This is a genomic window from Mycolicibacterium gilvum (assembly GCF_900454025.1).
Taxonomy (GTDB): Bacteria; Actinomycetota; Actinomycetes; order Mycobacteriales; family Mycobacteriaceae; genus Mycobacterium; species Mycobacterium gilvum.
In genome coordinates this window covers 3,083,980-3,099,326 of record NZ_UGQM01000001.1, presented here as the reverse complement: position 1 = coordinate 3,099,326, position 15,347 = coordinate 3,083,980, and the positions used below count along the sequence as shown (strand labels likewise).

Genomic DNA, 15,347 nt, shown 5'->3' with positions numbered 1-15,347 from the left:
CCCCCTAGGACAGATCGACGAGGGCGAGCTCGTCGCCGGCGGCGTCGGTGTCCTCTTCGGCGAGTGCTTCCCGGCTGATGTCGAGGACCGCTGCCGAATACTGTCGGGAGAAGGATTCCACATCGGTGGGGCCGAGACGGCGGATGTCGTACCACCAGTCCAGGTGCAGTTCGCCCCCCGTCCGGTAGATCCGCACCTCGAGGGCGTGTCCGAGACCGGGCAGCGCGTCGCGGATCGGCATCGCGGTGTCGGGGTCGAAGCGCACCGGGGCGTCGTCGGGCTGATCGGCCGGCGCGTCCGGGATCGTGCCGACATGGGAGAACAGGATGTCGGCGGGCCTGCCGTCGCCGAGCAGCCTCGCGGTTGGCGCGTAGAGGTAGCGCAGCAGCCCGTACCCGATGCCGTAGTGCGGCACCGCGTCGAGCGTCTGCCGCACCTCGGCCAGCGCGGCCGACGCCGTCTGCCCTGAGGCGGTCAGCACGACCGGATGCAGCGCGGCGAACGAGCCCACGGTGCGCGCGAGGTCGACGTCGGGCTTGAGGACCGACCGGCCACGCCCGCCCAGGTCCACCGCGACCGCGCCCTCGCCGACGGTCACGGCGACCGCACGTCCCAGCGCGGCGAGCAGGATCTCCTCGGCCGACAGGCGCAGGCGGCGACGCGCGTCGTCGAACTCCCCGGTCTCGGCGGCCGACAACATCGTCGACAACCGCTCCAGGTCGGCGGCACCGGGACGGTCGGCGGGTTCACCGCCGGCCACCCGCAGCGTCGACCTGTGCGCGGTCTGCAGCCAGTAGTCGCGGCTGTCGAGCACCGCGGGATGGCCGGCCAGTCCGGCGCAGCGCTGCGACCACTCCCGCCACGACGCGGTGACCGGGGCCAGCACGATCTCCTCCCCCGCCATCCGCTGGTTGAACGCGGTGAACAGGTCGGTCAGAAGCACATCGCGCGAGGCGGAATCGCCGGACACGTCGCCGGCGATGCCGTGCAGGCTCAACGCCAGGTACGACGGACCGCCCGAGCCGCTGCGGATCAGTGTCGCGGTGAGCGGCACGACCACCTGGTGCTCGCGGACCTGCTCGTCGAGGAACGCCAGCACCGCCTCGCGTTCCTGAGGGCTGCCGGCGGCCACCCCGCTGGGCAGCTCCCTGCTGGCCAGCTCGGTGAACTCGCCGGGCTCGGCGATGATCTGGTCCCAGATGCCCGACCGTTCGACGAGACGCACGCGCAGCACGTCGTGCGCGTCGGTGACCGCCGTCAGCACCGCCCGGACATCGTCCTCGCCGACGTCGGAGCGCAGCCCGAGGATCACCGGAATGCGCCACCGGCTGACGTCGCGCAGCCCGTGCTCCAGGAAGTACGCGACGTTCGGCGGCACCGGCGGGCTGGTCGAGTCGTCGACGCTCTGGCGTGCCAGACCGCCTTCGGCGTACCGCGCGGTGAGCACCTTCGCCAGCGACGCGACCGTCTGGTTCTCGTAGAGATCCTGCGGGGTCAGGTCGAGGCCGGCATGGCCCGCCGTCATCGCGACGCTGATCGCGACCAGCGAGTCGCCGCCGATCTCGAAGAAGTTGGCGTGCCGGTCGATCTCGTTGACGCCGAGGCACTGCGCCCAGATGCGTTGCAGCGACGCCTCCACCGACGAGCCTCCGCCGGCCCCACCCGCGGCCGACCCGGCCTGGGCGCCGGTCGCCGACACCCCGGCTGCGCCGGACCCGTTGGCGACCCATGCGGAGCTCGCGTTGTACTCGACCCAGTGCCGTTGCCGGGCGAACGGATAACCGGGAAGCGTGACGAGGGTGCGCGCGTCGGCCGCGTCCTGATCGCCCTGCGTCCAGTCGACGTCCACGTCGGCCGCCCACAGCTGCCCCAACGCCAGGTGGAAGGTGTCGTCGTCGCTGCGGTTCTGCGCCTGGTGGCGCATCAACCGCACCGCGCGGTGCCGTTCGGACCAGCGCGGATGCCGGCCCGCCGACGAGGTCAGCGTGCCGCCGGGCCCGACCTCGACCAGCACGCGGTCCGGAGCCGCGAGCAGCGCGTCGAGTTCGTCGGCGAACCGCACGGTCGCCCGGATCTGGCGTGCCCACGTCGACGGGTTGGTGGCCTCGCTCGCCGACATCGTGGTGCCGGTGACGTTCGACAGCAACGGGATCTGCGGTTCCCGCAGGGTCAACCCCGACAGGAACGCCGTGAACTCGGCGACGACCGGGTCCATCAGCCTCGAGTGGAACGCGTGCGCGGTGCGCACCCGGCGTGCCGCGACGCCCTTCTCGGCGAGCCCTGCCTGGAACGCCCGGATGGCCTCGTCGGTGCCGGCGACGACGCAGCTGCCGGGATCGTTGATCGTCGCGATGTCGACGTCGGGGGTCAGGTACTCGGCGACCGCGTCCGGGCTCAGCGGGACGGCGATCATCACCCCGCGCGGTGCCGCGTGCATCAGCTTGGCGCGCGTGGCGACCACCTTGACCGCGGTGTCGAGGTCGAACACCCCGGCGAGGGTGGCCGCCGGGTATTCGCCGATGCTGTGGCCCGCCATGATCGCGGGCTCCACACCGTAGGACTGGATCAACCTGGCCAGCGCGTACTCGACGGTGAACAGCGCCGGTTGCGCCCGGTCGGTGTGCTCGAGGTTGCGTCCGACGCCGTCGAAGATCTCGGCGCGCAGGTCGAAACCCATCTCGTCGCTGAAGGCGGTCGCGCACTCGTCGAAGTACCGGGCGAACACGGGCTCGTTGTCGTGCAGACCGCGCGCCATCCCGATGTGCTGGGCGCCCTGCCCGGGGAACAGGAACGCGATCCGGTCCGTCGCCGAGGAGTCCCAGTCGGGGTGCCCGCGGCCGATGAACACGTTGTCGGTCGCGCCGTCCGTCTCAGCGGCCGACAGCACGGTGGCGGCATTGGCCTGGTCGCGCACGACGGCGGCCAGCCGGATCGGTTCCTTGCGGCGCCGGCCCAGGGTGTAGGCCACGTCGGGCAGGCTGATCTCAGCGTTCTCGCCGAGCTCCCGGGCCAGCGTTGCGCGCGAGTCCTCAAGGGCCTCCTGGGTTCTCGCCGACAGCACCAGCACCGACGGGCGGGCCGGCGACGAGGTCTGCGCGCGCGCCGGCGCCACGGGCGCCTCCTCCAGGATGATGTGGGCGTTGGTGCCGCCCACACCGAACGAGCTGACACCCGCGCGCCGGATGCCGTCGGACTCCCACGGCCCGTCCTGGGCGCGGACACGGAACGGTCCGCGATCGAGGTGCAGCTCGGGGTTGGGGCTCGTGTAGTGCAGCGTCGCCGGGATCGCCTTGTGTTCGAGGCACAGGATTGCCTTGATCAGGCCCGCGATTCCCGCGGCGGTCTCCAGGTGCCCGATGTTCGACTTCACCGAACCCAGGTAGCAGGGCGCGCTGCGCTCGTCCTCGGCCAGCTCGAACGCCTGACGCAGACCTTCGACCTCGATCGGGTCGCCCAGCGGGGTCCCGGTGCCGTGTGTCTCGACATAGGTGATCGTCGACGCGTCGACACCGGCGATCGCGTGCGCCTCGGCGATCACCTCGGCCTGCCCGAGGGCGTTGGGCGCCGCGTAGGTCATCTTCGTCGCACCGTCGTTGTTGAGCGCCGAGCCGCGGATCACCGCGTGGATGCGGTCGCCGTCGGCCACCGCGTCCTCCAGGGCCTTGAGCACCAGCACGCCGACACCGCTGCCGAACACCGTGCCGTCGGCGCGGACGTCGAACGGCCGGCACTGACCGGTCGGCGTCACCATCGACCCCTGCGCGTACCAGTAGCCCACCCGGTTCGGAATGCGCAGCGACGACCCGCCGGCCAGCGCGATGTCGCACTCGCCGTTGAGGATCGACTGACACGCCAGATGCACGGCCACCAGGGAGGACGAACACGCCGTCGCGACCGACAGCGCGGGCCCGCGCAGGTCGTAGCTGTGGGCCACCCGCGTCGCCAGATGGTCCTTGTCGTTGGACAGCGACAGGCTGACCATGTCGAAGCTGGCGCCCTGCCCGATCACCATCATCGGGTCGTAGTTCGACATCAGGTTGTGCAGCAGGTACCCGCTGGTCGAGCTGGTGCCGAACACCCCGACGGTCGCCTCGAGGCCCTTGGGGTCGTAGCCGGCGTCCTCGAACGCGTGGAACACCGTCTGCAGGAAGAGCCGGTGCTGCGGATCCAGCGCCTTGGCGGCCTGCGGGGTGAACCCGAAGAAGTCCGCGTCGAACTCCTCGATGCCCGACATCAGGGCGGCCCGCCGGACGTAGGACCGGTTGGCCAGGGTCTGCTCGGTGACACCGGCGGCGAGCAGCTCGCTCTCGGACAGGTCGACGATCGACTCGACACCGCCGCGCAGGTTGCGCCAGAACTCCGACACCGACTGCGCGCCCGGGAACCGTCCGGCCATGCCGATGACGGCGATGGCGTTGTCCGGCAGGGAGTCCTGCGGGGAGTCCGTCGTACCGCTGGTCACGATCGTGGTCCTACTTTCCGCCGCGATGCGGCCCGTTGACGCGCGGCGGCACGTTGCTGTGCCCGGTCGCGCAGAGCGTTCGGCCGGTCGGAGCCGTCCTCCTCGGCGAGGCCGAGCTGTCGGATCAGGTCCAGCGCCACATCGTTCAGTGTCGCCCCCTGCAACAGCAGCGCGACCGGCGGCTCCACCCCGAAGTCGCCGCGGATGGTGTTGCGCATCCGCACCGCCATCAGCGAGTCCAGCCCCATCTCGGTCAGCGGCTTCGCCGTGTCCACGGCGCTGTCGTTCGAATAGCCCATGACCCCGGCGATCCGGCGCCGCAGGCGTGCCACCACGACACGGTTGATCTCGGCGGCGCTCATGGTCTTGAGCGCCTCGGCGCCCTCCCAGTCGTCGTCGGCGTCGTCGGTGTCGAGCTCGGAGACGAGGTCGGCGAAGAAGCCGATCTGCTGGATCTCCGGGAACGCCGCGGCGGCCCGGTCCAGCCGCAGCCGGGCGATGCCGACCCGCGTCAATCCCGCGGCCATCACGCCGCCCAGCGCCTCGACACCCTCATCCGGGGTGATCGGGTCCAGCACCGAGAACCGCAGCGAACTGGCCAGGCCGACGTCGGCCCACTGTCCCCAGTTCACCGTGGTCGCCGGCAGACCGGCCGCGGCGCGCCAGGTCACCAGCGCGTCGAGCCACGCGTTCGCGCACGCGTAGGCCGACTGTCCCGGCGAGCCCAGCAGCGAGGCGACCGACGAGAAGGCGACCCACCAGTCGAGTTCCTTGCCGACGGTGGCCTCGTGCAGCCGCCACGCACCGGCCGCCTTCGGCGCCCAGATCTTCTCCATGCTCTCGCGGGTCAACCCGACGACGAGCTCGTCGTCGAGCACCGCCGCCGAGTGCAGCACGCCTCGCAGTGGCCTGCCGGTCTCCTCGGCGGCCGCGATGAGGCGCACCGCCGTGCCGGGCACCGCGATGTCTCCGGTGACCACTGCGATCTCGGCGCGCGCGGACAGCTCGTCGATGACGGCCTGCGCCTCCGGGGAGGGCCCGCTGCGACCGTTGAGGACCAGGCGGCCCGCGCCGTGGTCCACCAGCCAGCGCACCACGGCCAGACCGACACCGCCGAGCGCACCCGTCACGACATAGGAGCCGTCGCCGCGCACCTGAAGACGGCCGGGCACCGCGGGCAGCTCGGCCCGCGACAGCCTCTCCACCAGACGGGATCCGTCGCGCCACGCGATGGTGTCCTCGGTGGTGGTGCTGTCGTTCGCCGATCCGATCTCGGTCGCCAGGATCGCCGCGGTATCGCCGTCGGCGCCGACGTCGAGCAGGGTGGCGCGCAGGTCCGGGTGTTCGTAGGCGAGGACGCGGATGAGCGCCTTGAGGGTGCCGACGCCGGGGTTGCCGCCGTTGTCGCCGTCGGTGACGGCGAGCCCGCCGCGGCTGACGACCCACAGACGCGGCGGCGTGCCGTGCCAGCTGCCGACGATGGTGCGCACCGTCTCGGCGATCTCCCACACCGCGTTCTGCGCGGCGGCCAGGCCGCCTGCGGCGTCGGCGCCGTCGAACGCCGGCACGTCGACGAGCACGACCACGCCGGCGGGCGGCAGCGCCGCGTCGGTGGTGGCGGACGCGAACGCGTCCCGCACCGCCGCTTCGTCACCGAGCCGGGCGGTCACCACGCGGTGCTGCGCGTCGCCGAAGCTCTGCGCGAACCGCTCGGCGGACGCCAGGGTGTGGTCGCCGTCGGCGAGCACCAGCCAGCTTCCCGCCTGCGCAGCCCCGGCCGTCGCCTGCGCCGGTACCCACCGACTGTCGAAGATCTTCTGCGACAACGGAAGCGGCACGGTCCGGCGCTGGATCCTCTTCAGCGCGACATCATCGACCTGCGCGAGCACGGTGCCGGTGTCGTCGGTCAGGGTGACCCGGCCGACGGCGTCGCCGCTGCCTTGCCCATCAACACCGGAGGCGACGCTGAGCAGCTCCGCGCGGCACTTCGCCCTTCGGCCGACCTCGGCGAACACCCGGACCGAGCCGAAGCCGACCGGCAGGTAGGTGACGTCGTTGGAGTCGGTCAGCGAGTCATCGCCCAGCGCGGCGGCCAGGCCCTGCAGCGCGGCGTCGAGCATCACCGGGTGCAGCGCGACACCCCGGTGCGGGGTGGCCTCGTCGGGCAGCACGATCTCGGTGTCGGCAGTGCCGGCGGCGCGCACGATGCGGGTCAGTGCCGCGAACGCGTGCGCATGGTGGGCTCCGGTGCGGCGCAGCGCGGTGTAGAAGTCCGCGGGCGAGACCGGGGTGCCCTCACTCAGCGGGGCCGGCCTGGGCGGGGTCGCGCCGGCGGCCGCGCGCACGCTGCCCGCGGCGTGCCGCGTCCACGTCCCGGCCTCCGACCGCGAGTGGATCTCCACCCGCAGCGTGCCGTCCTCGGCGGTGCTCACCTGCGTGGTCAGCGTGGTGTGCGCGTCGAGCGGCAGCATCTCCTGCACCTCGAGAGCCACCTCGACACCGGTCGCGGGCAGGCCGAGGGCCTCCTGCGCGGCGGCGAGCGCGATCTCGGCGAACCCCGCACCCGGCATCACGGGCAGGCCGTGCACGATGTGGTCGGCCAGCCACGGGTGGGCCTCCAGGCCGACGTCGGACTGCCAGACGTGCCCGGCGCCCGCCGGCAGCTCGACGTGCAGGCCGAGCAACGGATGCGCGCCGGCGAACTGCGGACCGCCGGAGCGGTCGGCCATCCAGTACGGGGTGTGCTGCCAGGCGGTGGCGGGGACGTCCACGACCCGGCCCGTCGCCCCGTCGGGAGCCGTGACCGCCGGCGGCCGCAGCGCGGACAACTGGGCGTGGAACGCCAGCGGCTCGGGGTGGTCGCGGTTCAGCGTCGCGCCGACGTGGAACTTGCGGCTGGTCGACTGCGCGGCCAGCGTGTCCGAGATCGCGTGTGTCAGAAGCGGATGCGGGCTGATCTCGACGAAATTGCTGTGGTCGGCGGCGGCCTCGTGCACCGCCTGACTGAACCGCACCGGGTTGCGCAGGTTGGCCGCCCAGTAGTCGGCGGAGTACAGCGGCGCAGAGCCCGCGTACGCGACGGTCGACACCAGCGGGATCTTCGGCGCCGCCGGGCTCAGGTAGCTCAGCGCGTCGCGCAGCTCGCCCAGTACCGGATCGATCGTCGGGTGGTGCGACGCCACGTCCACCTCGACGCGGCGGGCCAACTTGCCCTGCGCGTCGACCAGCGCGACGAGTTCGTCGACCTGCTCGGGCGGGCCGGCGATCACACACTGCTTCGGCGACGCGTACACCGCGATGGTGATGTCGGGGCGGTCGGCGATCAGCTTCTCGGTGGCCTGCGCGTCGAGTTCGAGCAGCGCCATCGCGCCCTGTCCGGACAGCCGCTTCATCAGGCGGGTCCGGGTCGCGATGATGTCGAAGCCCTCGGCCGGCGTCAGGACTCCGGCCACCACAGCAGCAGTGGCCTCGCCCATCGAGTGGCCGATCACCGCGTCGGGTTCCACGCCGTAGGAGCGCCACAGCTGCGTCAGCGCCAGCTGCATGCCGACGAGCACCGGCTGGATCCTGTCGATGCCGGTGACCGGCTCACCGGCCTCCAGCGTCTGGCGCAGCGAGAAGCCGACCTTGTCCACGAACGCGGGCTCGAGCTCGTCGACGGCGGCGGCGAACGCGGGTTCGTCGGCGAGCAGCGTCCTGCCCATGCCGGCCCACTGCGCACCCTGCCCGGAGTACAGGAACACCGTCCCGGTGCCGGACTTGGCGGCGCGTGCGCCGACGACGCCCGGCGCGGTCTGCCCGGCGGCCAGTGCCCGCAGCCCGGCCACGGCCTCGGCGTGGGTACGCGCACAGACGGTGGCGATCGTCGGGAATCGGCTGCGGTGATGGTTGACGGTGTGCGCGACGTCGGTCAGCGGGACCTGCGCGCCGTCGCCGTCGAGCCAGTCGGCCAGCGACGCCGCGGCGGCGGCCAGGCGTTGCGGGGTCTTGCCCGACACGACCAGCGTGGCGACCTTCGGTGCCGGATCGACCGGTGCGGCGGCGACATCGGGGCCCTGCTCGAGCACGATGTGGGCGTTGGTGCCGCCCATGCCGAACGACGACACCGCGGCCCGGCGCGGATGGTCGGTCTCGGGCCAGTCGGTCTTCTCCGTCGGCACGAAGAGCCGGGTGCCGGTGGCGTTGATCGACGGATTCCACTTCTGGAAGTGAAGGTTCGGCGCGATCGCGCCGTGCTGCAGGGTCAGCACGGCCTTGATGAATCCGCCGATCCCGGCGGCGGCCTCCATGTGGCCCATGTTCGTCTTGACCGCGCCCAGCGCGCACGGGGTGTCACCCTTGCCGTACACCGCCGAGAGGGCGTCGAACTCGATGGGATCGCCCAGAGATGTTCCGGTGCCGTGGGTTTCGACGAAGTTCACCGTTCCGGCGGCGACGTCGGCCGAGCGCAGCGCCCGGGTGATCACGTCGCGCTGCGACGGGGCGTTGGGTGCGGTCAGGCCGTTGGAGCGGCCGTCCTGATTGACCGCGGAGCCGCGGACGACGCCCAGGACGCGGTCGCCGTCGCGCACCGCGTCGGTGAGCCGCTTGAGGACGACGACGCCGGCGCCTTCGCCGCGCACGAAACCGTCGGCGCGCGAATCGAACGCATAGCACTTGCCGTGCGGGGACAGCATGCCCCACTTGCCCAGGGCGAGTTGGGTTTCTGGCCGTAGGCTGAGGCTCACCCCGCCGGCCAGCGCCAGGTCGCTCTCACGCATGCGCAGGCTCTGGCAGGCGAGGTGGATCGACACCAGCGACGAGGAGCACGCGGTGTCGACGGCGACGGCCGGGCCCTTGAGGCCCAGCAGATAGGCGATGCGCCCGACGGTGACGCTGTGGGCGTTTCCGGTCGCCGAGTACGCGTCGATGGTGTCGGGGTTGCCGGCGGACGCGCTCTGATACTCGTTGTAGTAGACGCCGAGCATCACCGCGCCGCGGATGTCGCCGACGGTGTCGGGGGCCAGGCCGGCGTTCTCCAGTGCCTCGTAGGCGACTTCGAGCACGATGCGCTGCTGCGGATCCATCGCAGCGGCCTCACGCGGGGTGATGCCGAAGAACTCGGCGTCGAAGCCGGCCATGTCGTCGATGTAGGCGCCCCACTTCGACGGCATGCGGCCCGGTGCCATCGGGTCCGGGTCGTAGTAGGCGTCGCCGTCCCAGCGGTCCGCGGGCACCTCGGTGACCGCGTTGGTCCCGGACTCCAGCACCTTCCAGTAGCTGTCCGGGTCGGTCGCCCCGCCGGGGAACCGGCAGCCCATGCCGACGACCGCGATCGGCTCGGCGCCGGCCACCCGCGAGGCCTTCTCGAACTGCTCGGCGAGCTTGTCGCGCTGCTCGGCCGACATCGCCGAGATCCTGTCGAAGGTGGTTTTCATCAGTTTGCGCCCTCACTGCCGGCGCCGGCCGACTCGACGGAATCAGATTCGATGCTGTCGAACAGCTCGTCCAGCAGGCCGAACGAGTCGTCATCGTCGTCGGGCTCACCGCCCTCGCCGATCTCCGGTGCCTCGTCGTCGGCCGGCTGCTGCCCCGGGGCCAGCAGGTCGGCCACGAATTCCGACATCGCGGCGATGGACGGGTTGTTCCACAGCATGGTCGCGGACAGGTCGATGCGGACCAGTGCCTTGGCATCGCGCAGCAGGTTCATCGCCATCATCGAGTCCAGGCCCAGCTCCGGGAACGGCATCTCGACGTCGACGGCGTCCTCGGGCATGCCGAGTTCGCGGGCCAGGATGCCGCGCAGCCGGGTTCGCAGTTCGGCCACCGTCTGCTGCCGGTTCATCGCCGCCCAGTCGACGAACTCCGTTGCCGCCGAAGCGTTCTCCTCGACCACCGGTGCCGGCGCCGATTCGACCGGCGCGTAGGTGAGCCCGCGGATGTCGACCCAGATGGTGCCGTCGTGGCCCTTCACCAGGACGTCGACGACGAGCGTGTCACCACCGGCGTCGGGACGCCGGTAGGCCTCGACGACACCGGCGGTCCCCGGCGAGGCGGTCACCGCGAGGGTCTCGGCGCCGGCCGGCAGCAGCAGTTGCGCGTTCCCGGCGTCGGCCAGGCGCGCCACATGGACGGCGACGTCGACCAGCGCCGCGGCGGGCGACTCGGTGGTGTCGGGCAGCGTGATGTCGGCGCGCGCCCCGGCCGCGGTCGTCGTGCAGTCGGACACCGTCCAGTCGAACGGCTGCCCCTGCACTCCGAGCGCGCTCTGCATCTCGGCGATCGCCGCACTGTCGAACACCCGGTCACCGGGGCTCTGGTCACCGCTGAGCGCCGCGCTCGGCGCGTCGGACAGCTGCGCCCCGGCATGCCGTGTCCAGCGCTGTTCCGGGGTGTCGGGCGCCGAACTCGACCACACCGACAGCGCGCCGCCGTCGCCGGCCTTGTCGAAGACCACGTGGATGACCTTGGGGGCGTCGGCGACGATCGGGTACTCGAACCGGACGTCACCGATCGCAGCCCCGTCCAGCTGCCCGGCTGCGGCCGAAAGTGTCTGCAGCAGAACAGAAACCGGAACGACCTCGACGCCGCGCACCCGGTGGGCGACCGGGTACGGCCGCTCCCCCGGCGTCAGCCGGGCCCGCCACAGTTGCTCGTGCGAGGAACCGGTGACCGCCTCGCCGAGCACGGTGCCCCACGCCGGCGGCGCCACCGAGTCCAGATCGGCGGACGCATCGGGCGCATTCACCAGATGGTCGAGCACCTTGACGGCCGCCCGCATGCGGTACGCGTCGGCCAGCCGGCCCCAGTCGGCGCCGGCGACGATCGTCTGCACCGCGGCGTCCGGGCTCAGCACCGCGGGCAGCATCCTGATCGCGACGTCGTTGGGCATCGGCTCCAGACCCGCCGCCTTCATCTGCGGCTGCGCGTCGGCCCATGACTTCCACAGGCCCCAGTCCACGACAGTCGCCGGCAGGCCGAGCGTGCGGCGCGCATAGGCGAAGGTGTCGGCGAACGCATTGGCCGCGGTGTAGTGCGCGACCGCGCGCGAGCCCAGCAGGCCGGTGATCGACGAGAACAGCACGAAGCGGCGCACCGGGGTGCGCAGTGACAGCTTGTGCAGCACCGCCGCGGCGTCGACCTTGGCCCGGAACATCGGGCTCAGATCCTCGTCGGTCATCTCGGTCAGCAGGGCCTCGCCGCCGGCCAGTGACGCGAGGTAGATGCCGTCCAGCGGCGGGAGGTCCTTGCCGAAACGGTCGAAGACCGCGGCCATCGACGATTCGTCGGCCGCGTCGGCGGCGACCTCGACCAGCGTCGTGCCGCGCTCGGCGAGCTCGGCGGTCAGGTCGGACAGCTGCGATCCGCCGCGCCGCGACGCCGCGACGATGGTCGAGGCGCCCATATCGGCGAGCTGGCGGATCAGGTAGGGCCCGACGTTGCCGGTCGCGCCGATCACCAGGTGGCTGGTGCCGCTCTCGAGCCGGGTCAGCGGTACCGCGGGCAGCGGGGTCGGCTCCAGCCGCGGGACGCGGCGTTCGCCGGCGCGATACACGGCCTGGTCATCGCGGTCCGCGGCACCGGAACCGTCGACCACGGCGGCTTCGGAGCGCAGATGGTGCGCGAGCAGTTCGGCGGGCAGACTCTCGTCGACGTCGACCAGACCGCCCCAGAACTCGGGATGCTCCAGCGCCAGCGTGCGCCCCTGACCCCAGAGCACGGCGTGCGCCGGGTTGGCGCGGTCGCCGTCGGTGACCGGCTGCGCGTTGCGGGTCACGACGAACAACCGGGGCGCGTCGGGGGTCGCCGCCAGTGCGACGACGAGCCGGCGCAGCTGGTGGAACGTCCGGTAGCTGGGCGCCGCGTCGAACCGGGCCGCCTCGGTGGCCGGCAGGTAGACGACGTGGCGCACATCGGACAGCAGCGGGCGGAGTCGCGCCGCGATGTCGCCGTCGTCGTCGAGCACCGACAGCGGAGCCGTCCGCGAGCCGGTGCCGAGCAGGTCGGCCAGGCCGTCGTCGTCGCCCAGGACCAGCCACGGCACATCCGTCCCGCCCTGCGGCAGGTCGCGCACCGGCCAGGTCAGCGTGTGGAACCACTCGTGCTTCTCGCCCTCGGCGAGTGCCGTGCCGGCTGGGGGGCCGGTTCCGGTGTGCGCCACGGTGTCCGGCTTCGCGATGTGGATCCAGTGGTGCGCGTGGTGCCACGGCGTCGCGGGCAACTGCACCCGCGGCCCGCCGCGCTGCGGGGTCTTCGGCGGCCGCACGGTGTGGGTCGCGTTGAGGTTGGTGTGGAACGTGACCGTGTCGTTGGTGTCGCGCTGCAGCGTCGGCAGGTTGCGGTGCGGGCCGGTCAGCGTGTCCTTGATCGCGTAGCTCAGCAGCGGGTGCGGGCTGACCTCGACGAAGATCGACGCGTCCGCTCCGGCGGTGGCCACCGCGCGGGCGAACCGCACCGGGTTGCGCAGGTTGGCGACCCAGTGGTCGGCGTCGAACACGCACGAGCCGTCGGTGGGCCGGCCGTCGGTGGTGACGATGATCGGAACAGTCGGGGTGCGCGGCTGCAGCCCGGCCAGCTCGCTGCGCAGGTCCTCGAGGATCGGGTCGACGATCGGATGGTGCGAGGCGACGTCGACGTCGACGCGGCGCGCCAGCTTGTCCTGGGCGTCGACCACGGCGATCGCGGCGTCCACCTGGTCGGGTGGGCCCGCGATGACCGTCTGGTGCGCCGACGCGTACACCGCGACGGTCAGGCCGTCGTAGCTGGCGATCAGTTCCTCGGCGGATTCGGCGTCGAGCTCGAGCAGTGCCATCGCGCCCTGCCCGGACAGCCGCTTCATCAGCCGCGACCGCGTCGCGATGACCTTCAGGCCGTCGGCCGGGCTCAGCGCACCGGACACCACCGCGGCGGTGACCTCGCCCATCGAGTGGCCGATCACCGCGTCGGGGGTGACGCCGTAGGAGCGCCACAGCGCGGTCAGCGCCAGCTGCACGCCGACGAGCACCGGCTGGATGCGGTCGATGCCGACCACCGTCTCCCCGGAGGTCAGCACGTCGCGCAGCGAGAACCCGACCTGCGCGACGAAATCGGGCTCGAGCTCGTCGACCGCGGCGGCGAAGGCCGGCTCGTCGGCGAGCAGGCGCTTACCCATGCCGGCCCACTGCGAGCCCTGTCCCGAATACAGGAACACGGTGCCGGTGCCCAGGGCCGGATCGTTGGGTCCGACGACGCCGGGTGCCGGGTACCCGCCGGCGAGCGCGCGCAGCCCGGCGATCGCCTGGTCGCGGTCGGCGGCGGCGACGGTCGCGAACCGGGTGTGCTGGGCGCGGCGGTGGTTCAGCGTCTCGGCGATGTCGGCCAGTGCCAGCTCGGCCGTCTCCGGGGTCTGCAGCCAGTCGGCCAGCCGGCCGGCCAGCGACGCGATGCGCGCCGGGGTCTTGCCGGTGACGACCAGCGTGCTCACCGGCGGTTCCTGTTGGGCCGCAGGCACTTCCGCGGGTTCGGGGGCCTGTTCGACCACGATGTGGGCGTTGGTGCCGCTGACGCCGAACGACGAGACCGCGGCCCGCCGGATCTCGGTGGCCGGCCAGTCGAGCGGCTCGGAGGCGATGCGGAAGTTCTTCGCGCCGTCGCCGGCCTGCGGCGTCAGCTTCGTGAAGTGCAGCTGCTTGGGGATCGCGCCGTGATGCACGCTCAGCACGGTCTTGATGAAGCCGGTGACACCCGCCGCCGACTCCAGGTGGCCCAGGTTGGTCTTGACCGATCCGAGGATCAGCGGGTCGGAGTCCTTGCGGTCGCCGTACACGGCCGACAGCGCGTCGAGCTCGATCGGGTCGCCGAGCGAGGTTCCGGTGCCGTGGGCCTCGATGTAGTCGATGTCCGACGGCTCCAGGCGCGCGGACTTCAGCGCCGTGCGCATCAGCTCCTGCTGGGCCGGGCCGTTGGGCACCGTCTGGCCGCTGCTCGCACCGTCCTGGTTGACGGCCGAACCGCGCACCACCGCGAGCACCCGGTCCCCGTCACGCACCGCGTCGGACAGCCGCTTGAGTACCACCACGCCGGCGCCCTCGCTGCGCACGTAGCCGTTGGCGTCGGCGTCGAACGTCTTGCACAGACCGTCCGGAGCGAGCATGCCCCAGCGCGAGCACGCGATGTTGTTCTCCGGGGACAGGATCAGGTTCACCCCGGCGGCCAGCGCATGGTCGCTCTCGCCGCGGCGCAGGCTCTGGCAGGCCAGATGGATCGACACCAGCGACGACGAGCACGCCGTGTCGCTGACGACCGCGGGCCCGCGCACACCCAGGAAGTAGGACAGCCGGCCGGCGGCGAAGTTGGGCGCGTTGCCGAACGGGATGTACGGGTCGATGTCCTCGGGCGCCAACCTGCCGACGACGGAGTGGTAGTAGTCGTTTGTGGTCATCCCGATGAACACACCGGTCGCCGAGCCGCGCAGCGAGCGCGGGTTGATCCCGGCGTTCTCCAGCGCCTCCCAGGCGACCTCGAGCAGCAGCCGCTGCTGCGGATCCATCGCGGCGGCCTCGCGGGGTGCGATCGAGAAGAACTCGGCGTCGAACTCGTCGGGCTGCCACGACGTCAGGAAGCCGCCCTCGCGGTTGCAGATCGTGCCGGGTACGGAGTAGTCGGGCGAGTAGAACGCATCGGCGTCCCACCGGTCGGCGGGCACGCGGATGACTCCGTTGCCACCGTCGGACAGGAACGTCCAGAACCCGTCGGCGTTCTCGACGCCGCCGGGCAGCCGGCAGCCGATGCCGACCACGGCGATCGGCTCGGTCTCGGCTTTCTCGGCGGCGGCGAGGCGCGCGGTCAGATCGTCGATCTTGCGGAGCGCCTCGGTGATGATCGCCCGGCGATCCGGCGATGCGGGCGAACCTGACGCAACAGTCAT

3 protein-coding genes are annotated in these 15,347 nt (G+C 72.0%); all 3 read right to left on the bottom strand.

Annotation, left to right across the window (positions count from 1 at the left end; all coding sequences use genetic code 11):
- Nucleotides 1–4 precede the first annotated feature (4 nt).
- From DYE23_RS14595 to DYE23_RS14585, 3 genes are read right to left on the bottom strand one after another with little or no spacing between them, the layout of a single operon-like run.
- On the bottom strand, nucleotides 5–4,462 hold the full coding sequence (locus DYE23_RS14595) for a type I polyketide synthase (RefSeq protein WP_115327484.1): 4,458 nt from the start codon (nucleotides 4,460–4,462) through the stop codon (nucleotides 5–7).
- Nucleotides 4,459–9,879: a type I polyketide synthase gene (locus DYE23_RS14590; protein WP_115327483.1), complete on the bottom strand. Its 5,421-nt coding sequence runs from the start codon at nucleotides 9,877–9,879 to the stop codon at nucleotides 4,459–4,461. The genes DYE23_RS14595 and DYE23_RS14590 overlap by 4 nt, the downstream gene beginning before the upstream one ends.
- Nucleotides 9,879–15,347: an SDR family NAD(P)-dependent oxidoreductase gene (locus DYE23_RS14585; protein WP_115327482.1), complete on the bottom strand. Its 5,469-nt coding sequence runs from the start codon at nucleotides 15,345–15,347 to the stop codon at nucleotides 9,879–9,881. Before DYE23_RS14585 ends, DYE23_RS14590 begins: the two co-directional genes overlap by 1 nt.

What these genes read in the sequence shown, in the direction of transcription:
- DYE23_RS14590 (WP_115327483.1), bottom strand. Translation starts at nt 9,879, where the DNA reads ATGAAAACCACCTTCGACAGGATCTCGGCGATGTCGGCCGAGCAGCGC.
- DYE23_RS14585 (WP_115327482.1), bottom strand. Translation starts at nt 15,347, where the DNA reads ATGACTGTTGCGTCAGGTTCGCCCGCATCGCCGGATCGCCGGGCGATC.